20 protein-coding genes are annotated in these 19,714 nt (G+C 57.3%); 5 read left to right on the top strand and 15 right to left on the bottom strand.

Annotated features, from left to right (window positions below):
- Window positions 1–26 precede the first annotated feature (26 nt).
- The 9 genes from pheT to ACR0JR_RS10575 all read right to left on the bottom strand — a co-directional run bounded on the left by pheT (window position 27) and on the right by ACR0JR_RS10575 (window position 9,272).
- Window positions 27–2,423, bottom strand: coding sequence for a phenylalanine--tRNA ligase subunit beta (gene pheT, locus ACR0JR_RS10615; RefSeq protein ID WP_480456118.1), 2,397 nt, complete (start codon window positions 2,421–2,423; stop codon window positions 27–29).
- Window positions 2,424–2,500: 77 nt separating this feature from the next.
- Window positions 2,501–2,908: a cupin domain-containing protein gene (locus tag ACR0JR_RS10610; RefSeq protein WP_480456117.1), complete on the bottom strand. Its 408-nt coding sequence runs from the start codon at window positions 2,906–2,908 to the stop codon at window positions 2,501–2,503.
- 60 nt (window positions 2,909–2,968) lie between these two features.
- Complete coding sequence (locus tag ACR0JR_RS10605) at window positions 2,969–3,772, bottom strand: CE1 family esterase (RefSeq protein WP_480456116.1); 804 nt, start codon at window positions 3,770–3,772, stop codon at window positions 2,969–2,971.
- Window positions 3,773–4,083: 311 nt separating this feature from the next.
- On the bottom strand, window positions 4,084–4,599 hold the full coding sequence (locus tag ACR0JR_RS10600) for a hypothetical protein (protein ID WP_480456115.1): 516 nt from the start codon (window positions 4,597–4,599) through the stop codon (window positions 4,084–4,086).
- On the bottom strand, window positions 4,596–5,669 hold the full coding sequence (pheS, locus tag ACR0JR_RS10595) for a phenylalanine--tRNA ligase subunit alpha (protein WP_010443591.1): 1,074 nt from the start codon (window positions 5,667–5,669) through the stop codon (window positions 4,596–4,598). The genes ACR0JR_RS10600 and pheS overlap by 4 nt, the downstream gene beginning before the upstream one ends.
- 70 nt (window positions 5,670–5,739) lie before the next feature.
- Complete coding sequence (locus tag ACR0JR_RS10590) at window positions 5,740–7,110, bottom strand: glutamate--cysteine ligase (protein ID WP_480456114.1); 1,371 nt, start codon at window positions 7,108–7,110, stop codon at window positions 5,740–5,742.
- Window positions 7,111–7,177: 67 nt separating this feature from the next.
- Complete coding sequence (locus tag ACR0JR_RS10585) at window positions 7,178–7,705, bottom strand: hypothetical protein (RefSeq protein WP_010443589.1); 528 nt, start codon at window positions 7,703–7,705, stop codon at window positions 7,178–7,180.
- Complete coding sequence (locus ACR0JR_RS10580) at window positions 7,702–8,475, bottom strand: GNAT family N-acetyltransferase (protein ID WP_480456112.1); 774 nt, start codon at window positions 8,473–8,475, stop codon at window positions 7,702–7,704. The genes ACR0JR_RS10585 and ACR0JR_RS10580 overlap by 4 nt, the downstream gene beginning before the upstream one ends.
- Window positions 8,476–8,546: 71 nt before the next feature.
- Entirely contained in the window at window positions 8,547–9,272 is a 726-nt protein-coding gene (locus ACR0JR_RS10575) for a 16S rRNA (uracil(1498)-N(3))-methyltransferase (protein ID WP_480456111.1), read from the bottom strand.
- Window positions 9,273–9,284: 12 nt separating this feature from the next.
- Between ACR0JR_RS10575 and ubiA the strand changes: the two genes are divergently transcribed.
- The 4 genes from ubiA to ACR0JR_RS10555 all read left to right on the top strand — a co-directional run bounded on the left by ubiA (window position 9,285) and on the right by ACR0JR_RS10555 (window position 13,228).
- Window positions 9,285–10,247, top strand: coding sequence for a 4-hydroxybenzoate octaprenyltransferase (gene ubiA / locus ACR0JR_RS10570; protein ID WP_480456110.1), 963 nt, complete (start codon window positions 9,285–9,287; stop codon window positions 10,245–10,247).
- Between the two features lie 66 nt (window positions 10,248–10,313).
- A complete protein-coding gene (locus ACR0JR_RS10565; protein ID WP_480456276.1) occupies window positions 10,314–12,212 on the top strand; it encodes an OmpA family protein in 1,899 nt (632 codons plus the stop codon).
- A 1-nt stretch (window position 12,213) separates the two neighbouring features.
- Window positions 12,214–12,534 (top strand): hypothetical protein, encoded by a 321-nt coding sequence (locus ACR0JR_RS10560; protein ID WP_480456108.1) that lies wholly within the window; start codon window positions 12,214–12,216, stop codon window positions 12,532–12,534.
- Window positions 12,535–12,697: 163 nt separating this feature from the next.
- Complete coding sequence (locus ACR0JR_RS10555; RefSeq protein WP_010443583.1) at window positions 12,698–13,228, top strand: hypothetical protein; 531 nt, start codon at window positions 12,698–12,700, stop codon at window positions 13,226–13,228.
- Window positions 13,229–13,277: 49 nt separating this feature from the next.
- Here the strand turns inward: ACR0JR_RS10555 and ACR0JR_RS10550 are convergent, their stop codons facing one another.
- From ACR0JR_RS10550 to pgsA, 3 genes are read right to left on the bottom strand one after another with little or no spacing between them, the layout of a single operon-like run.
- Window positions 13,278–13,721 (bottom strand): molybdenum cofactor biosynthesis protein MoaE, encoded by a 444-nt coding sequence (locus ACR0JR_RS10550; RefSeq protein ID WP_260023939.1) that lies wholly within the window; start codon window positions 13,719–13,721, stop codon window positions 13,278–13,280.
- Between the two features lies 1 nt (window position 13,722).
- Window positions 13,723–13,968: a molybdopterin converting factor subunit 1 gene (moaD, locus tag ACR0JR_RS10545; RefSeq protein ID WP_010443581.1), complete on the bottom strand. Its 246-nt coding sequence runs from the start codon at window positions 13,966–13,968 to the stop codon at window positions 13,723–13,725.
- A gap of 3 nt (window positions 13,969–13,971) precedes the next feature.
- On the bottom strand, window positions 13,972–14,640 hold the full coding sequence (gene pgsA, locus ACR0JR_RS10540; RefSeq protein WP_010443580.1) for a CDP-diacylglycerol--glycerol-3-phosphate 3-phosphatidyltransferase: 669 nt from the start codon (window positions 14,638–14,640) through the stop codon (window positions 13,972–13,974).
- 190 nt (window positions 14,641–14,830) lie between these two features.
- Here pgsA and ACR0JR_RS10535 point away from each other — a divergent pair, with 190 nt between their 5' ends.
- A complete protein-coding gene (locus ACR0JR_RS10535) occupies window positions 14,831–15,715 on the top strand; it encodes a DMT family transporter (protein ID WP_480456107.1) in 885 nt (294 codons plus the stop codon).
- Here ACR0JR_RS10535 and uvrC read toward each other — a convergent pair.
- The 3 genes from uvrC to ACR0JR_RS10520 all read right to left on the bottom strand — a co-directional run bounded on the left by uvrC (window position 15,712) and on the right by ACR0JR_RS10520 (window position 19,640).
- On the bottom strand, window positions 15,712–17,586 hold the full coding sequence (gene uvrC, locus ACR0JR_RS10530) for an excinuclease ABC subunit UvrC (protein ID WP_480456106.1): 1,875 nt from the start codon (window positions 17,584–17,586) through the stop codon (window positions 15,712–15,714). The two genes, ACR0JR_RS10535 and uvrC, sit on opposite strands and share 4 nt — an antisense overlap.
- Before the next feature lie 290 nt (window positions 17,587–17,876).
- Complete coding sequence (locus ACR0JR_RS10525; protein ID WP_480456105.1) at window positions 17,877–18,656, bottom strand: SDR family oxidoreductase; 780 nt, start codon at window positions 18,654–18,656, stop codon at window positions 17,877–17,879.
- A gap of 21 nt (window positions 18,657–18,677) precedes the next feature.
- Window positions 18,678–19,640: a calcium/sodium antiporter gene (locus ACR0JR_RS10520; protein ID WP_480456104.1), complete on the bottom strand. Its 963-nt coding sequence runs from the start codon at window positions 19,638–19,640 to the stop codon at window positions 18,678–18,680.
- Between the last annotated feature and the right edge of the window lie 74 nt (window positions 19,641–19,714).

Raw genomic sequence — 19,714 nt, 5'->3', positions numbered from 1 at the left:
ATGTCCCACCCTGGGTGGAAACATCCTCAGCCGCGCAGCACGCCACCAGTCGCTTTCGCCACTTTCTCGACGATCTTTGCACTGACCTCTTCGATGTCCTTTTCCTTGAGGGTCGAGTCAGATGGCTGCAGCCGAACGGTAATGGCCAGGGATTTCTTTCCTTCACCAAGGCTACCCCCGATGAACTCGTCAAACACCCGAACGTCTTCAATCAGTGCCTTGTCGGCCCCTGCAGCTGCATTCACCAGCGTTAACGCCTCGATATTGGCATCAACGACAAACGCAAAGTCACGCTCAACCGCCTGCAGGTCACGCAGTTCCAAGGCGGAACGGGTTGCTCCGGATTTACGCGGCATCGGAACCTGATCCGGCCAAATGGTGAACGCCATTGCCGGGCCCTTGATGTCCATGGCCTGCAAGACGCGAGGGTGCAACTCACCAAAGACACCCAGAACCTTTTTCGGGCCAAGGCAAATCTTGCCGTGACGACCCGGGTGCCACCAGGCATCGCCACCACGCAGAATTTGTACCTTAGCTGGCGCGCCAATTGCGGCCAGCACCGCCTCGGCGTCAGCCTTCGCATCAAACAGGTCAACCGGGCGGGACGCACCGTGCACATCCTTGGGGCCGCTGCGCCCAACCAACAGGCCGGTGATTTGCGTCTGCTGATCCCCCGGCTCGCCATCGTGGAACACCGGACCGACCTCGAACAGAGCCAGATCTGCGTAACCCCGCGCCTGATTACGCGCCGCCGCCTGCAGCAGACCAGGCAGCAGATCAGGGCGCATATGGCTCATCTCGGACGAGATTGGGTTTTCCAGCATGGTTGCCGCGTCGCCACCGCCAAACAGCGCAGCCGAGGCCTGATCTATGAAGGTGTAGGATACACATTCATTATACCCCAGTGCGGCACAGGTCCGTCGCGCCATCGACTGGCGGCGCTGCGTCGGCGTCATGACCGGTTTGGGGATACCCGCCGTGGTGCGTGGCAGAGGAATACCCTGCAGCTTGGTCAGTGAAGCAATCCGCGCAACCTCTTCCACAAGATCAGCTTCCCCCATGATGTCTGGTCGCCAGCTGGGCACGTGCGCCATCTCTCCATCCAGACGGAAGCCCAAACGGGTCAGGGTTTGCCGCTGCTCGCTTTCCGGGATTTCCATCCCGACCAGAGACCGCACTCGCGCCGCATCCAGCTTGTAGGCCCGCGCGTGGTTCGGCGCATTGCCCGCCTCAACCACGTTCGAGGCTTCACCGCCGCAGATATCCAGGATCATCTGCGTCGCGTGCTCCAACCCTTCGCGGGTGTATTCCGGGTCGACCCCACGTTCGAAGCGATAGCGCGCATCCGAATTGATTTTCAGCGCACGGCCCGTCAGGGCGATCTGCACATGATCCCAGAACGCGCTTTCAAGGAAGACGTTCACCGTTTCTTCGGTGCAACCGGTTTCCTCACCGCCCATGATACCGGCGATTGATTCCGGGCCTTTGTCGTCCGAAATCACCATCATGCCGGCCTGTAGTGTGTATTCCTTCTCATCCAGAGCAACCAACTTCTCGCCACCGTTTGCACGGTGAACGCGTAGGTTACCCTGCACCTTGTCGGCATCGAATACGTGCAGCGGGCGGTTGTGATCGAAGGTCATATAGTTGGTGATATCCACCAGAGCCGAGATCGGACGCAGGCCGATTGCCTTCAGCTGATCCTGCAGCCATTGCGGGCTGGGGCCGTTCTTGACGCCCTTGATCAGACGTCCGGTGAAATGCGGCGCGCCGTCCAGTGTATCTTCGTCGATCGTCACCTTGATCGGGCTTTCGAAATCCCCCGGCACCGGCACATAGTCACGCTGTTTCAACGTGCCCACACCTCGTGCAGCCAGATCACGCGCAATCCCCTCGACACCCAAAGCATCAGGGCGGTTCGGCGTGATCGCGATCTCGATCATCGGGTCCACCTTCGATGGGTCATTTTCGGCCAGCCAGTCGATGAACTTGTCACCGACCTCGCCCGAGGGCAGCTCAATGATGCCGTCATGCTCATCCGACAGCTCCAATTCGCGTTCGGACGCCATCATGCCAAAGCTTTCGACACCTCGAATCTTGCCAACGCTGATGGTGATATCCAGACCAGGGATATACATGCCCGGCTTACACACGACGACGGTGATGCCTTCGCGCGCGTTGGGTGCGCCACAGATGATCTGCAGGTCGCCCTCGTCGGTCTCAACCGTACAAACTCGAAGCTTGTCGGCGTCGGGGTGTTTCTCGGCATGTTTCACATGGCCCAGCGTAAAGCCAGCCAGCCGGTCCGCCGGATTGACGATCTCTTCGACCTCAAGTCCGAGGTCGGTCAGCGCCTCGGCAATCTCGTCCACCGAAGCGTCAGTTTCGAGGTGGTCTTTCAGCCAGGAAAGAGTGAATTTCATCGGTCGTCATCCGCCAGTAAATCTCGGGTCAGACCGCATGTAGCGGATATTGTACACAGGGGAAAGAGGCCGTTGGCCTAGTCTTCGGCAACCGTGTTCGAAACAGCGTCCGACCCCGCAAATACAGCCAGAATACGCGCGATCCCGCTACCCGTATTCACCCCGGTATGGGTCGAGCGGAAGGCTTCGACAAAGGCATCCCCGGTTCTGTAGACACGCGTACCGTCATCGCCATAGTCAACGGTGATCTCGCCCTCAAGGACATAGGCCGCCAACGGCGCATCATGTCGATGGTCGCCTGTCTGCTGTCCCGGTCGCATGGTGACGATCGCCATAGTGATTTCAGCCTGCCCTGTCGGATATTCCAGTGGCTCGCCGATGATCGAGGTATCGGTCTGCAACAGCAATTCAACCGGCGGGTATGTGTCCTTTGCCTGAACGAAAGTGGCGGCAAGGATCATTGCGCCCAGCAGAAGCGGTTTCACGGGTCGTCTCCTATGATTGTGCTCTGGCAAGTGATCGCGCCGCCGTTGCAATGTCAACGATTACGGATAGGTTGGCTTTCGGCCCAAAAGCTCATCCAGCTGCCAACCGATCCAGCCATGGGGGATAAAATGCCCACCGGGATGGGTGTCCAACGTGACCTGCCCCTGCGCGCAATCGGTCCATTCCATACGGCTGAGCGTCAGAAACGGCTTTACGCTCCAATCCCCGCGCGGAGTCGCGCCGTTACAGTCGAACTTGGCCTTCCACAGCGCCACCGGATAAGTCGTGTCCCCGTCCGGCCCGAAAGGGAAATCCATCACCGTATCGTCCAGCCCATGCACGTGGCGCACCTCACGCGGAGCCTCAGGGCAGTCCTCGGTCTGGCGGATCGAGCCCGCAACAGCCAGCAGGGCGGCGATATCATTGCCCGACTGGCACACATAACGCCACGCCATCGCGCCGCCAAAGGAATAGCCCGAGACATATATGTGCGCGGGATCAATGGGATAGCGTTTGGCCACATCCTCAAGCACCTGATCGGCGAATGACACATCCTGGGTGTCGGAGGTCCAAAAGTTCCAGCTTTTGCCCAGCCCGTTCGGGGCCACGAGCAACACATTCCGTAGCTTCGTCGCGCCGGCGATGCGTTCATGGTTCACCACCACATCGCCCTGCCGCGCCCAGCCATGGAAATGCATCAGCACCGGCAAAGGCGCTTCGCCATCCCAGTCTTCAGGTTCCAGCACATGGTACGAACGGTCGCCGACCTCACAAGCGGTATCGCCATGGCAGTCAGATTTCCATGGCCCCATCGCAAAGGCCGGAGTCGCGGTCAGCAGAAGAAAAAGCAGTCGATAGATCATAAGCCGGAGCCTAGCGACGTCTGCCGCACTGTCACATAACATATTGGTGTAGGGTGGGGTTTCACCCCACCAACCGCCCCACGGTGGGGTAAAACCCCACCCTACAACGAATCAAGACCCAAAGCCGCGCGATCGCCAGACCGCGGGGTGGCGATCAGAGGTTCGTGGTGGGCATTTTATGCCAGCCAAATCCGCAAAACGTTCAAACGGAGCGCTAACGGAGACAAATCGCCAGCCCGTGCGGGCGGTCTGGCGATCGCGCGGCGGCCTATCGGCCTTTGCTCCGCGCATAATTCGAAACAACGGCGGTGCTATTTCTCATCGTCAGCGTTGTCTGCTGTAAATTTGAACGGTAGCTTTTCAATTACATCTGCAATGTCATTCTGACTAATTCCAGTATAGGGAAATCCATCTCTCCTCATATTCAGAACTAGCTTGGCAACAGCTTCTGAAAAATTCTGCGCGGTTTGCGCGGACAGGTTCTCCCGAGCTTCCCCTACCTCTTTCAATGCAACTACGACCTCATCGGAGGCGATGCACATCATCTCCATTCTAAGTCGAACAATTTCAAAGCGCGTTTCAGTTTTTTTGCTATCACTACTATTCAAGTGACCGATATTATCGGCGAGCCATCGCAAGTATTCACGGTAGACTTCTTGTTTCAAACGTCTTTCATTCGTTCTTTGATCAGTACGCCGCTGCAAAAAGAATAAGAGGATCGCCCCGGCAAGAGCGATCATCGGTGCCAAATCACTTATCAGCCCCGGTGCCCAAGAAAAATCACGGCACACGTTCTCGCACACCGTGATCACTTCGACTTCACTCACCGAGACAAACCACCATGGAGATTCGGCATATCCAGCGCAGCAAACCCGTAATGCCGCAACCAGCGCAGGTCTGAATCAAAGAACGCCCGCAAATCCGGAATGCCATACTTCAGCATCGCCAGACGGTCGATCCCGATACCAAAGGCAAAGCCCTGATAAACCTCGGGGTCGATGCCACCGGCGGCGATCACCTTGGGGTGGACCATGCCGGAGCCCAGAATCTCCATCCAGTCGTCGCCCTCACCGATCTTCAACTGGCCGTTATCCCAGGAACAGCGGATATCGACCTCGGCCGATGGCTCGGTGAATGGGAAATGCGAGGCGCGGAAGCGCAGCTCGACATCGTCGACCTCAAAGAACGCTTTAACGAACTCTTCCAGAACCCATTTCAGGTTCGCCATCGAGATGTCCTTGTCGATGGCAAGCCCTTCGACCTGATGGAACATCGGCGTATGGGTCTGGTCATAATCAGCGCGGTAGACGCCGCCCGGACAGATCACGCGGATCGGCGCGCCCTGCAGTTCCATCGAGCGGATCTGAACGGGCGAAGTATGGGTGCGCAGCACATGCGGCGGGCGATTGTCGCCCTCGGCGCGGTGCATGTAGAACGTGTCCATCTCGGCGCGCGCGGGGTGGTGGCCGGGGATGTTCAGAGCGTCAAAGTTGTGCCAGTCGGTTTCGATCCGCGGCCCTTCGGCCACCGAGAAACCCAGTTCGGCAAAGATCGCGGTCAGTTCCTCGGTCGCCTGGCTGACCGGGTGGATCGAGCCCTGACGACGTGCCCGGGTCGGTAGCGTAACGTCGAGCCACTCGGTGCGCAGACGCTCATCCAGCGCGGCGTCGGCAAGCGCGGCCTTTTTGGCAGAAAGCGCCGAGTTGATCTCATCCTTCAGGGCGTTCAGCGCGGGGCCTGCGACCTGACGTTCCTCGGGGGTCATCTTGCCCAGCTCGCGCATCTTCAGCGCGACCTCGCCTTTTTTGCCGACGGCGGCGACGCGGATCGCCTCAAGCGCGTTTTCATCGCCAGCTTCGGCGATTTGGCCCAGATATTTTGCCTTAAGATCGTCCATGACGCCCTCTGAATTTGGTCGCCAACCTGCTATCGGCCCCGTCCCACGAATGCAAGCGGGACGGAGGGGATCAATAGCTGTATTCGGGATAAATCCGGGTCAGATCGCCATTCCAGTCGCCATTGTAGTGATCCAGCAACTCATCTGCGGGCACCTTGCCCGTATCGATGCTGTCCTTGAGCGCGTTCAAGAAATGCGTCTCGTCCTGCACCAGACCACCCGCACCGGGGCGCGCGCGGGATGCAAGTCCGGCCTCTGCGATCGAGACCACTTCGCGCGCCAAATCATGCATATTGATGTTGCCAACCTGCGCTTGCAGACCATCCTTGGCAGCCTCGACCCGCAGCGCTTCGCGCGTCTCGGCATCCCAGCCTTTGACCAGATCCCAAGCGGAATCCAGCGCGGTTTGGTCATAGGTCAGACCAACCCAGAATGCAGGCAGCGCACAGAGCCTGCGCCATGGGCCACCATCGGCGCCGCGCATCTCCATGAATTTCTTGATCCGCGCTTCGGGAAATGCCGTGGTCAGGTGATCGGCCCAATCGGACAGAGTCGGCGTCTCACCGGGCAGTGCAGGCAGTTTGCCCTGCAGGAAGTCGCGGAACGACATGCCCAGCGCGTTGATATACTGGCCGTCGCGATAGACGAAATACATCGGTACATCGAGCGCATATTGTACATAGCGTTCGAACCCGAAGCCTTCTTCGAACACAAAGGGCAGCATGCCCGTCCGTGCATCGTCCAGATGCCGCCAGATATAACTGCGCCAGCTTTTCTGGCCGTTCACCTTGCCCTCGAAAAACGGAGAGTTCGCAAACAGCGCCGTCGCGACCGGCTGAAGGGCCAGCGCGACGCGCAGCTTCTGCACCATGTCGGCCTCGGACCCGAAGTCGATATTGACCTGAACCGTGCAGGTGCGCCGCATCATGGCACGGCCCATGGTGCCGACTTTCTCCATATAATCGTTCATCAGCCGGTAACGGCCTTTGGGCATCAACGGCATCTCTTCATGGGTCCAGACCGGGGCTGCGCCCAGACCAATAAAGCCTACACCGATCTCATCGGCGATATCTTTCACTTCACGCAGGTGAGTGTTCACCTCATCACACGTTTCATGAATTGTCTCGAGCGGAGCGCCGGACAGTTCCAACGCACCGCCTGGTTCCAGGCTGACGTTCGCGCCGTCCTTCTCAAGCCCGATTAAATGTCCAGCTTCACGCACTTCAGCCCAGCCATGGCGGTCTCGCAGACCTTCCAGCACGGCCACAATCGACCGTTTGCCTTCAAACGGCAGAGGTTTCAGAGTGTCTTTGCAATAGCCGAACTTCTCATGCTCGGTGCCAATGCGCCAATCATCCTTGGGCTTGCAGCCCGATTCCAGATATTCGGCCAGTTGCTCATGGCGTTCGATCGGTCCGCCGCCGGACTGGGGGATGGACATGATACCCGTGCTCCGATCCTGATATGTCTGTCTTGAAGGTCAGTCCTGAGCGCAAACCGCGCCAGTGTCAATGCAGCCTGAGATGAGCCGGGCGCGAGGGCGTCCGTTCCCAAATCACGACGGGATGCGCAGATCCACCGTTGAGTTCCGACAGCATTTGTTCAGTTTTCAACCCTGGCAGGTTCGAAAATACATCAAACAGTGCCTCAGCCCCTTCGGCGTTCACCGGAATGTGAAGAGTCGGTTGCCCCGGCTGATCCAGAACCCAAAGAGCTGGGCGCGCCGTTGGATCCAGCGCAAGTCGTTCGATTTCGCGCGCAGCAACGATCCCGCCATCTAAAGGGCCAAGATAAGTGATCTGACCTTCATCGATGGTCACAACGCCCGGACCACCTGCACCGGTGCGAAAGCGCGCGCGCTGTAATCCGATTACGGCCAGAGCAATCGAAACGACCACCAGAATCCAACCTAACCAGCCCAGCAATCCACCGGGTCCGTTGATCCAGCTCAGGCCCAACAGAAGGACAAATCCAGCAACCAGCACTTCGCGCCAGCGCCACATGGCCAGTTTGGCTTCTGGTCGGATGAAACTCATGCTGCGTCCTCCGGGTTTGTGAACAAGATCAGCGAGAAATAGCCCGCTGGTTGGAACCCAATAGCCATATAAGCACGCGCGGCGGAATCGGAAGCGGCAAACAGAACTGAACGGGAAACCCCTGCGCTCCGTGCCTCGGTCAGATGCAAGGCAACTGCGAGACGCGCATAACCTCGGCCACGCAAATCAGGGGGTGTGTAGACCCCTCCGATCTGTACGATCTCGGGCAGGCGCGCATTGAAGCCTGTCATGGCGACGGGCCGATCGTTGATCAGAAGAACCCGGTGGGAATCGCGCGTGCAGTAGGCTTCGAAATCTTCGCCTGCCTGTGTTTTCGCCCTGTCAGGAGCAAAATCCATAGCCTCGATCAGATAGTCGCGCCGCCAATTCTCGGTGATTGCCCTGTCGACTTCACCCAGAGGAACCAGACGAGCGCCCGAAACGTCTGGCATGCGAAGCTGATCCAGCTCCAGCGAAAACCCCGGCTCATCACTGTTAAGCGTCGCGGGTCGGTCTTCCCAGCCACCAAGCTGCATGAGCCGCCGCGCCTGCGTGGCTTCTGAGGCAATGCCAAACAGAGCGTGCCCTCGGATCAGGCTTATGGCCTCAGCAAGCTCATCATCCGAACAGTTCGGACACTGTGACAGGATCATACCTTCGTTTGTGATGGCAAAGACAGCGCGAAACGGATCGCCAAGCACCCAGGCTTTCAAAGACCGGGGATGCGCTTTAAGCAGACCGAAATCTCGCAGATTAGCCAAGGGAAACATGGATGTCTGGATGTGCTGGGATAAAAATGCGTCAATATCCGGCAGGTCCGTTTCCTGTGCCGGCCGCCACATCAAGACCAATCCCCCAGTGCCTGCTGCCACATGGTCATCGCAGCAACAGCGGCCGTATCGGCACGCAGGATACGGGGGCCGAGACTGACCACATGAGCATAGGGCAACGCCTTCAGTCGCTTGCGTTCTTGGTCGGAAAAACCACCCTCTGGGCCAATGAGGATGGCCCATGGCTGACCTGGTTCGTTTTCGGCCAATCGCAGGGCCGAGCCAACCTCGGCCTCGTCACAGAACATCAACTGACGATCTTCAGGCCATGTATCAAGCACGCGATCCAGTCGCTGCAATTCAGTGACCTCTGGCACGAAGGTCCCGCCACATTGTTCCGCTGCTTCCACCGCATGCGCTTGCAGCCGATCCTGCCGAATACGCTCGGAATTGGTGAACCCTGTCTGTACCGGTATGATCCGCGCAGCGCCCATTTCAGCTGCTTTTTCAACGATGAAATCGGTCCGCGCCTTTTTAATCGGCGCAAAAAGTAGCCACAGATCGGGCGGCAGTTGCAGCGGCTTCGTTTGCTCTGCACAGGACAGTAGGCCACCACGTTTGCTCGCCTCGGCGACATCGGCCAGCCACTCTCCATCCTGCCCGTTGAACAGGGCAACCTGCCCGCCAACCGACAAGCGCATGACACCGAACAGGTAATGTGCCTGTTCACGCGTCAAAGGAACCGATTGCCCCGGACCTAAAGGGTGCTCTACATACAGTCTGATCTTCGCAGTCATGAGACCCTACATATGCAAGGCAATGCCCCAACACCAGACGGTCAGGTCGCTGATGCCGCGACCGGCAACTGGGTCGACACGTACGCACCCACCTTTGCGCGCCCTTACCTGCGGCTCAGCCGGGCGGATCGGCCTATTGGCACATGGTTGTTGCTGATTCCCTGCTGGTGGGGTCTGGCACTGGCCATCCTCAGCGACGGGCAACCACGATGGGAGGATCTTTGGATCGCCATCGGTTGCGCCATCGGAGCTTTCCTGATGCGCGGCGCGGGCTGTACGTGGAATGACATCACCGATCGGGAGTTCGACGGGAAGGTCGAGCGCACCCGCTCGCGCCCAATACCATCGGGTCAGGTCAGTGTGCGTCAGGCGGTGTTCTGGATGGTGTTGCAATGCTTGTTGGCACTGGCGATTCTTCTGACTTTCAACCAGGCCGCCATAGCAATGGGTGTTTTATCGTTGCTTCCCGTCACGATCTATCCATTTGCGAAACGGTTTACTTGGTGGCCACAGATTTTTCTGGGGCTGGCCTTTAACTGGGGCACATTGCTGGCATGGGCAGCGCATACTGGCACCGTGGGCTGGCCCGCCATCATGCTCTATCTGTCAGGCATTGCCTGGACCCTGTTTTATGACACGATCTATGCCCATCAGGATGCCGAGGACGACGAACTGATCGGAATCAAATCCACTGCGCGGCTGTTCGGAACCGATACCGCGCGTTGGCTCAAATATTTTCTGATAGGAACGGTCAGTCTGATGGGACTTGCGATTATCGATGCGGCATTGCCGGTGGCGTCGGTCCTTGCATTGGTCGTTGCGCTTGGCGGGCCTTGGGCGATGGGATGGCACCTTGCCTGGCAATTGAGGGGGTTGGACACGGAAGACAACGCCAAATTGCTGCAACTGTTTCGGGCCAATCGCGACACCGGCTTGATTCCGCTGATCTTCCTCTGCGTCGCCCTTTTGCTCTGATTGCACCTCCGTGATGGGCTCTGTATGAGTCCGGAACCAACCGCCCGAGGAGTTTCGATCCCACCTATGCGCATGCCTTACGCTCTTGCCGTTGCGTTGATCTTTGCGGTGACCGCCGTGCTGTCTCTGGTGGCGGCGAGCTATGCAGTGACAAAGATAGAAGATGCATCGGAGTTTGCAGTACGTCGGGCTTTGAATCTCAAGGGCCATGACTGGGCCGAGGTCCAATCCGATGGGTTGCGTGTTGTATTGACTGGTACTGCCCCGGATGAAGCTACCCGGTTCAACGCACTGACAGCCGCAGGAACCGAAGTTGATACCTCGCGTGTAATCGATGAGATGGAGGTCGCGCCCACCGCCGACCTGACCCCGCCCCGTTTTTCGGCCGAGATTTTGCGCAATGACAGCGGCATAACAATCATCGGCCTCGTGCCTGCGAGCTTGGATCGCGACGACCTGATCGACAGGTTGCAGCGACTTGATCAGAACTCATCCGTTTCTGATCTGATGGAAAGCGCGGACTACGCCGAACCCAAGGGATGGGATCAAGCCATAGATTATGCGATCGAGGCACTTTCTGGCCTGCCCCGTGCCAAGATTTCCGCCAGCCCTGGATTGGTACGTATCACCGCCATCGCCGATAGCCAGCAGGAGAAAGACAGGCTGGAACAAGACCTGAGCCGTGCCGCACCGCCCGGACTGCGAATCGGCCTTTCCATCTCGGCGCCCCGCCCCGTTATAACGCCCTTTACGCTACGCTATCTGATTGATGAAAACGGCGGACAGTTTGATGCCTGCTCTGCTCAGAGTGAAGACGCGCGGGAGCTGATCGTCGCCACCGCGCGCGAGGCTGGTTTGACCGGGCCATATTCCTGTACAATCGGGCTGGGGGTTCCTTCGCCTCGCTGGTCTAATGCTGCACAGCTAAGCATCTTGGCACTGGCCGAGATTGGACAGGGGTCGGTCACCATGTCGGATGCCGACATCACGTTGGTAGCGGCCCAAGATACCAGCCCCATCTTGTTTGATCGTGTTGTGGGGGAATTGGAAAACGCGCTTCCCGACGTATTCGCCCTTCATGCAGTACTGCCCGAACCCGAGCCCGACGATCCCGCTGGACCGATTGAATTCAACGCCACCCTCAGCCCGGAAGGTCTGGTGCAGTTGCGTGGCCGTGTCAGTGACGAGACCTTACGCGACATGACCGACAGTTTCGCCCGCGCCGCCTTTGGATCAACGCAGGTTTACACCGCCACCCGTGTGGTTCAGGACCTGCCAACCGATTGGCCCGTTCGGGTTCTGGCCGGGCTCGATGCCTTGTCGCATCTACACAACGGAGCATTGACTGTAACGCCAGACGAAGTTTCGCTGACAGGGGTCAGCCACGATCCCGATGCAAAGGCGCGGATCGCTGGATTGCTATCGGACAAGCTGGGCGATGCTCAGGATTTCAACCTGTCGATCACCTATGTTGAACCGCCGGCGCCTCAAGATGCGCTGCCAGATCCGGAGGTTTGCGAAGAACAGATCGCCGAAGTTCAAAGCAATAGTAAAATCGCCTTCGAACCAGGGTCGGCCACAGTCGCCTCCGACTCGCGCGATGCGTTGAATCAGATCGCGGACATCCTGCGCGAATGTGGCCCGATACGATTGGAAATACAGGGCCATACTGACAGTCAGGGTCGCGAGGAAATGAACCAGCAACTCAGCCAGGCGCGTGCGCAATCTATCCTGAACGAACTACGTGGTCGGCGTGTCCCGACCTCAAGCTTTTCAGCGGTCGGATATGGCGAGACGCAGCCAATTGCAGACAATGATACCGAAGAAGGCCGTGAAATAAACCGCCGCATCAAGTTTCATCTGATCCGGCCTGAACCTGTGCCAGATACCGAGACCGGGCTTGAAGCCGTAGAAGCAGAAACACCGGACGCCGAAGCCCAGAATGCAGGCTCAGAGGACCAATAAAGTGAACAGAATCGAATTCGTTATCGCCACCGCTGTCATCCTGTTTGCTGCCTTTTGCATGGGCTGGTTTGCGAACTGGCTAGCACATCGACTGTCGCGCGTCCGTCAAAGCGACGTGGCTGATCTGGATCGCATGAGCCAGGAGTTACACGAGGCCGAGGAAACGCGCGATCAGGCGATCACTTACCTGCAACAGCGCGAGGCCGAATTGACCAACCAACTGACCCAGGCCGAGGCCGAACTGGCCGCCGCCATGGACGGATTGCGCGCCGCAAGGCAAGAGGCTGAAGAGCTGCGTGGTAGGATCAACAACGCAGACTGATCTTGGCAACCTAGAAAGCTAATCCTGTTTCTACGCTTAGATCGGCGTATTTTGGCCGATAGGCGAGCACTGTCTTCATCTCCACAACTTATTCAATAATATGAATTGGTGTGTTTTTGCCTGCGCACTGAACTGTTCACGATCCAAGAAACTGGAGTGTACTATGTTTTTCAAACCAACTTTTAAGACCGCCGCAATCCTTGGGATGTTTGTGACGACCGCTGCAGTCGCTTCAAGCGATGTGATCCCGTCAGAGAATGACACCTTTACAAAATGGGGCGAAGAGTCCGGTTGGACCATCTATGTGGATGAAACCCGTGGGTCCTGCCTGATCGAGCGTGTCGACGGTAACAGCAACGTCGTTCAGATGGGACTGACAAAAGATCAGGAGATGGGTTATCTCGGCGTCTTCACACAAAACGACATCGGCTTGAAAGGCAAAAAGGAGGAAATCATCCTATCGCTGGACGGCAACGTTTACTCGGCCGAAGCGCGCAAGAAGACAAAGCACCTCGCTGAAGGATACACAGGGGGCTACATTCTGGCCAACAATCCGCAATTTGTCGAAGACGTCATGAAGAAATATGAGATGACGGTTTTCCCGGAAAAAGAAACCGGATTCACCGTAAGCCTTGATGGCACTCTGAAAGCGATCGAAGCTGCTCGGACCTGCAACACGGAACAAAGCAGTTAAGTCGATCAACCCAATCTCGGCATCCGGCAACGGGTGCTGGACCCAGTCTTTACCACCGAGTCAGCGCGTCCTCGTCCTCATCCTTGGCCGCGACCCATTCGGCCCCGTCCGAGGTGATTTCCTTTTTCCAGAATGGAGCGCGGGATTTCAGGTAGTCCATCAGGTATTCCGCCGCCTCGAACGCATCCTTGCGGTGCCGTGCAGCGGTGGCCACCATCATGATCCGGTCGCCCGGCGCAAGCCGCCCATGGCGGTGGATCACCAGCACATCCCCCAAAGACCAGCGTTTCTGCGCCTCTTCGGCGATCTTGGTCAAGGCGCGCTCGGTCATTCCGGGGTAGTGCTCGATCTCCATCACGTCCAGATCGCCCGAAGCAAGATCACGGACGACGCCTGTGAAGGTCACGATGGCCCCATTGGCGTCATCTCCGGCGGCAAAAGCACTGGCCTCGGCACCCAGATCGAACTCTTCTTCCTGAACCGAGATGCGCAATTTAACCACCGGTCATGGGTGGGAAAAACGCGACCTCGCGCACTCCCGCCAGTGACGCGTCAAAATCTGACAATTCCTGATCCAGAGCCACCCGCAGCGCAGACAGATCGGCAAAGGCCGCCGCATAGCGGTCCTCTCGCGCGCTAAGCTCGGCGACCAGATCAGACACCGTTGCGGCCTGCGTCTCAACCTTTTCTTTCGGCAGACCGATGCGTTCACGCACCCAGGCGAAATACAGCACGTCCATTGCTTAGCTCTCCTTCAGGTGGGGCATGGCTTTACGTAGGTAGTCATAGCCGGTGATCAATGTCAGCGTCGCAGCGATCCACAGCAGCCACAGACCAATACGGCCAGACCAGAACATGCCTTCAAGATGCCAGCGCATGTGGCCCAGATCCTCTACCTGACCGGTCAGTACTTGATCTATGGTCGTGGCGTCCATGCCGAACGTGGCCATCACGAAGTGGTGTTCGAATATGCCCTGCGAAAACAGGATCGCGATTGCCACCATCTGCGCCGTCGTTTTCCACTTGGCCAGTTTCGTGACCTTCAACGTCCCAGCCACATCACCCAGATATTCCCGCAGACCTGAAACAAAGACTTCGCGAAAGAGGATCACCGTTGCGGGCAGCACCAACCATGGCGTCCAGTGCTCGGTCGAGTAGCCCACCAGGATCATCAACGCGATCACAACCATCGCCTTATCAGCGATTGGATCCAGCATGGCCCCGATTTTGGTTTCCTGTTTCCATGCCCGCGCAAGATAGCCGTCGAACCAATCAGTGATGGCCGCAGTCAGGAACAGGATCAGCGCAAACCAATCCGCATAGGGGCGCGTGAAATACAGAAACATCACGGCAAGACCCGGCGCAGCCACGAGGCGCAGGACGGTCAGAATATTCGGCAGGTTCCATTTCATGGCTTGGACCCTACATCGCCGACCCGGGACATAAAAGATGAGGTCGCGAAAAATTCACAGTACACAAGCGTTTGGCACGTGGCACGTCACAGAGTCGCAACAGTAGAGAAGTCTTCAGATTCATCTTGGCATCGCAAGACATTGAAGTCAGATTGGCGGATGGTCCGACCTGAAAGTACCTGAACCCCACATGACACCGCATATCCAAACCGACCCCCGGTCGAACCTAGTCGGTAGCGCCTGGATGATCGCCGCCATGGCTTTGTTCGCGATCGAAGACGCGCTGCTAAAAGGCGCATCGGCTGATTTGCCGATCTGGCAGGTTTTGCTTCTGTTTGGCACGGGCGGATCAATGATTTTTGCATGCGTCACAACCGTACGGGGCGGGCGGTTATTCCATCCCGATGTCTTGTCTCGGCCCATGAGAATTCGCGTCTTTTTCGAGATCCTAGGACGGATGTTCTATTTGCTGGCGATCGCTCTGACGCCACTCTCATCCGCGACAGTGATTTTGCAGGCCACACCGCTGGTCGTGGTTGCTGGTGCGGCGCTGTTCTTTGGGGAAACCGTCGGCTGGCGACGCTGGAGCGCGATTGCAATTGGTCTGGTCGGTGTCGTCATCATCATCCGACCAACAGGCGATAGTTTTACGATGCTGTCACTTCTGGCGGTGTTCGGGATGTTGGGATTTGCGGGTCGCGATCTGGCGAGCCGCGCCGCGCCCGCGACACTGGGGGCAGACGTGCTGGGGTTCTACGGGTTCCTCTCTGTCGTGGTTGCTGGGATCACCTATCGATTCTACGAGGGCGCGCCGATGGTAGCCTTGACGGGCAACACTGGTGCCTACATTGCGACCGCAGTAGTGATCGGGACGATGGCCTATGCGTCACTCATGAAAGCGATGCGGACGGGCGAAGTTTCGGCTGTAACGCCTTTTCGGTACTCCCGACTACTGTTCGGGATTGGGCTGGGTGTATTCTTGTTCAAGGAGCAATTGGATCAAACAATGTGGATTGGCAGCGCCCTGATCGTGGCCTCCGGTCTTTATATTCTCTGGCGCGGGCGAAAAGCCTAACCCTTGTCGTGGAAGAAATCATAGACTTTCTGCGCCAGCCCGGCTGAGATACCTTCGACAGCTTTTAGGTCTGCCAAATTGGCTCGGCTTACAGCTTTGGCGCTGCCAAAATGAGCCAACAGAGCACGTTTGCGTGCGGCTCCGACGCCGGGAATTTCATCCAAGGGCGTAGCACCAACCGCTTTGGCCCGTTTCGCACGGTGCGTCCCGATGGCGAAGCGGTGGGCCTCGTCCCTTAGGCGCTGGATGAAGTACAATACGGGGTCATTGCGTTTCAAGGCAAAGGGGCGTTGGCCGATGCGATGAAACTCTTCTTTGCCATGGTCGCGATCCACGCCTTTGGCGACACCGATCATTGGAATATCTTCGACCCCATGCGCCTGCATGATCTCGTGCACAGCACTCACCTGTCCGGCTCCGCCATCTATCAACAGCAGGTCAGGCCATATCTCCTTTTCGCGATCCGGGTCTTCTTTTTGCAGGCGAGTGAAACGGCGGGTCAGGACCTCTTTCATCATGCCGAAATCATCACCCGGGGTCAGATCTTCGCCACGAATGTTGAACTTGCGATAAGCGTTCTTGATGAACCCTTCAGGACCTGCGACGATCATGCCCCCTACTGCGTTAGTTCCTTGTATGTGAGAGTTATCGTAAACCTCGATCCGGTTCGGCGGTGCGTCCAGATCAAATGCCTCGGCCACACCCCGCAGCAATTTGGCCTGCGTGGCACTTTCTGACATCCGTCGGGCCAGTGATTCACGCGCATTGCGTAAGGCACCAGCCACCAATTCCTGTTTCTCACCACGCTGGGGCACATTGATTTCAACCTTACGGCCGGCTTTTTCGGATAGCGCCTGTTGCATCAGATCGGCGTTTTCGATTGCATCAGACAGGATCAACTGACGCGGCGGTTCCTTATTGTCGTAGAATTGCCCCAGGAACGCCTCCATCACCTCTGCCGGAGACACGTCCGCACCAACGCGCGGATAGAAGTCCTTATTCCCCCAGTTTTGATTGGCGCGGATAAAGAACACCTGTACGCAGGCCTGCCCGCCGTCCATATACAGGCCGATCACATCCGCCTCAGCCACACCGCGCGGGTTGATGCCCTGGCTGGTCTGCACCTGCGTCAGCGCCCGGATTCGGTCGCGCAGGCCGGCGGCGCGCTCGAATTCCATCGCTTCGGACGCGGCCATCATCTGATCGGCCAAATCTTCCTGCACCTTGGTCGATCTGCCAGATAGAAACCGTTCGGCGTCCTTTACGCTTTCACGATAGTCCGCATCGGAAATCAGCCCAACACATGGCCCAGAACAGCGCTTGATCTGATAGAGCAAGCAAGGCCGCGTACGGCTATCAAACATTGAGTCAGAGCAATTCCGCAGCAGGAATGCTTTCTGCAACTGGTTCAGCGTCCGGTTTACGGCTCCAGCACTGGCGAATGGTCCGAAATAGGCGCCTTTTTCCTTCTTGGCCCCGCGATGCTTCTTGATCTGCGGAAATGCGTGATCCTTGGCGACCAAAATATTCGGAAAGCTTTTGTCGTCCCGCAGCAGCACATTGTATTTTGGCTTGAGCTGCTTGATCAGGTTTTGTTCCAGCAGCAGTGCCTCGGTCTCTGTCCGCGTGGTCAGGAACATCATCGAGGCAGTCGCTGCAATCATCTTCTCGATCCGGCCCGAATGCCCCGGGCGCGTATAGTTCGACACCCGCGCCTTCAGATTCCGCGCTTTGCCGACATACAGGACACGACTGTCCGCATCCAGCATCCGGTAAACACCCGGCGAGCTGTCCAGCGTTTTCACATAGCGCTGAATGCAGGCATAGCCGGTGGCTTGTGTTGATGAATCGGGGTCGGTGCTGGCTGTCATGGCTCTGAGATATGATTCTCTGACCATGGCTGCAATCTTGAGCCCCTTAGATCAAGAGAAAACAAATCCACGACTTCTGTGGATAAGTATGCAGATAACTTTTGGGGCATCGTGATTTTCCCTTGAATCATTGCCTATTCGTTAATCTGCACAAAAAATAGGCAGTATTTTAACTATTTGTTTTCAAACGATACTTTTTCTGATGTGAGACAAGTGTATGAAAATTAAGACATTTTTGTAACGTGCATGTAACGTAAATGAGAGCGGTGCAAAACTTACCGCAGTTTTACCTATTCTACGCCCAGTACATCCGGCGTCTGCCAGCCCAGATGCTGCCCGCCATCCACGCACAAAAGCTGACCGGTGACCGAATGCGCATCCAGAAAATAGCCAAGCGCGGCAGTGATATCTGAAGGATTCGCGCCGCGTTTAAGAATCGTGTTCCGGCGTTGAGCGTTAAAGTGCTTTTCGCTTTGTCGATGACCCTGCATCGTCGGTCCCGGGCCGATTGCGTTTACGCGGATCGCAGGTGTCAATGCCTGAGCTGCGGTTTGGGTTAGGGTCCATAGACCCATCTTGGCGATCGTATACGACATGAACTCGGGCGTCAGTTTACGAACGCGCATGTCCACCATGTTCACAATCAGACCCACTGCCTGGGGCTCACCCTGTTCATCCAATGTCGGCTGCAATCCCTGTGCGGCCATGGCCTGCGTCAGAACAAATGGCGCGCGCAGGTTGCTGTCGAGGTGGCGATCCCAGCTGCTGCGCGTAGCGGTATGAATATTGTCATATTCAAAGATCGAGGCATTGTTGACGAGGCAAGTTATCGGCCTGCCAAGCGCCTCGACCGAGCGGGGCAGCAACGAGCTGACCTGAGCTTCGTCAAGCAGATCTGCCTGCAGAGCCACTGACTTTCGCCCCAGCGCTTGCACTTCATTCACTGTTTCAAGCGCTTCCCGTTCCGAGCTGGCGTAATGCACAGCCACATCCATCCCGCGCCGCGCCAGGTATAGCGCCATCGAGCGGCCAAGACGTTTTCCCGCTCCGGTCACCAGTGCTTGGGTCATGGGCTCTCTCCCCAGGTCTGATCAGGCCAGAAGGCTAACCACATAGATCACATAAAGTAGCGTCAGGGCCAAACCCCAGACCCGCGTGATATCCTTTTTGAAGAAAACAAACGGGACCAGCAAAAGCGATGCACCCAGCATCACCCAGAGATCAAAACGTAGAAACTCAGGATCAACCGGGATACGCCCAAACAGAGTTGCGATACCGACAATGGCCAGCAGATTGAACATGTTCGATCCGATGACATTGCCCAATGCAACATCTGCCTGCCGACGCAATGCCGCCATGACCGTAGTCGCCAGCTCCGGCAAGGATGTGCCAACCGCGATCAAGGTCAGGCCGATCACAGTTTCGCTCACGCCATAGCTCTGGGCGATGATGGTTGCATTGTCGACCAGCAAATGGGCACCCATTGGCAGACCGATCAGGCCCAGGATCAAATAAACTGCTACCTTCCAATAAGGCATGTCGGGGTCTGCTTCCTCCAGACCGTCCAGTTCGTCGTCATCAGCACAGGCTTCACCACAGGCTTTGCGGTGGGCATGCGCCTCGCGAAAGGCATTGGCGAGAACCAGAGCCAAAGCTGCCAGCAAGATCGCCCCACTGAGCAGATTAAAGACCCCGCAAAATGCCAACCCGATAAACAGAACCGAAGCGAGCAGCATGAAGATATAGTTTTTTCTGCTGTCACATTCGCTTGTGTGCAACGTCGCCAAAAGCGCCGGAAGCCCTAGCACCAACAGAATATTCGCCGTGTTCGACCCCACCACATTGCCCAGCGCTATCCCCGGAGCATTTTCTTTGATCGCACTGATCGCGATCAACAATTCAGGTGCCGAGGTGCCAAAGGCAACAATCGTAAGGCTGACTATCAGCGCAGGCACACCCAATCGCAGGCTGAGGTTCACGGCCCCGCGGACCAGCGCATCACCTGCCAACAGCAGGATTAGCAATCCAAGGCCAGAGAACAGCCACGCGCTCATCCACGGCCTCCTGTTTCGCAAGGACAGGGGCCTTTACCGATCCGAAACCGCCCACAACGTGGACATTTTGCAGA

It is taken from the genome of Ruegeria sp. AA3, assembly GCF_056542905.1.
This window is presented reverse-complemented; position numbering and strand designations above follow the sequence as displayed.

Bases quoted from the DNA above. Each gene is read 5' to 3' on its own strand.
- ACR0JR_RS10555 (WP_010443583.1), top strand. From the start codon at position 12,698: ATGTTTTTCAAACCAACTTTTAAGACCGCCGCAATCCTTGGGATGTTT.
- pheS (WP_010443591.1), bottom strand. From the start codon at position 5,669: ATGGACGATCTTAAGGCAAAATATCTGGGCCAAATCGCCGAAGCTGGC.
- ACR0JR_RS10585 (WP_010443589.1), bottom strand. From the start codon at position 7,705: ATGAGTTTCATCCGACCAGAAGCCAAACTGGCCATGTGGCGCTGGCGC.
- pgsA (WP_010443580.1), bottom strand. From the start codon at position 14,640: ATGAAATGGAACCTGCCGAATATTCTGACCGTCCTGCGCCTCGTGGCT.
- ACR0JR_RS10580 (WP_480456112.1), bottom strand. From the start codon at position 8,475: ATGTTTCCCTTGGCTAATCTGCGAGATTTCGGTCTGCTTAAAGCGCAT.
- ACR0JR_RS10590 (WP_480456114.1), bottom strand. From the start codon at position 7,110: ATGTCCATCCCCCAGTCCGGCGGCGGACCGATCGAACGCCATGAGCAA.
- uvrC (WP_480456106.1), bottom strand. From the start codon at position 17,586: ATGACAGCCAGCACCGACCCCGATTCATCAACACAAGCCACCGGCTAT.
- pheT (WP_480456118.1), bottom strand. From the start codon at position 2,423: ATGAAATTCACTCTTTCCTGGCTGAAAGACCACCTCGAAACTGACGCT.
- ACR0JR_RS10535 (WP_480456107.1), top strand. From the start codon at position 14,831: ATGACACCGCATATCCAAACCGACCCCCGGTCGAACCTAGTCGGTAGC.
- ACR0JR_RS10525 (WP_480456105.1), bottom strand. From the start codon at position 18,656: ATGACCCAAGCACTGGTGACCGGAGCGGGAAAACGTCTTGGCCGCTCG.
- ACR0JR_RS10575 (WP_480456111.1), bottom strand. From the start codon at position 9,272: ATGACTGCGAAGATCAGACTGTATGTAGAGCACCCTTTAGGTCCGGGG.
- ACR0JR_RS10605 (WP_480456116.1), bottom strand. From the start codon at position 3,772: ATGATCTATCGACTGCTTTTTCTTCTGCTGACCGCGACTCCGGCCTTT.
- ACR0JR_RS10565 (WP_480456276.1), top strand. From the start codon at position 10,314: ATGCGCATGCCTTACGCTCTTGCCGTTGCGTTGATCTTTGCGGTGACC.
- ubiA (WP_480456110.1), top strand. From the start codon at position 9,285: ATGCAAGGCAATGCCCCAACACCAGACGGTCAGGTCGCTGATGCCGCG.
- ACR0JR_RS10520 (WP_480456104.1), bottom strand. From the start codon at position 19,640: ATGAGCGCGTGGCTGTTCTCTGGCCTTGGATTGCTAATCCTGCTGTTG.
- moaD (WP_010443581.1), bottom strand. From the start codon at position 13,968: ATGGACGTGCTGTATTTCGCCTGGGTGCGTGAACGCATCGGTCTGCCG.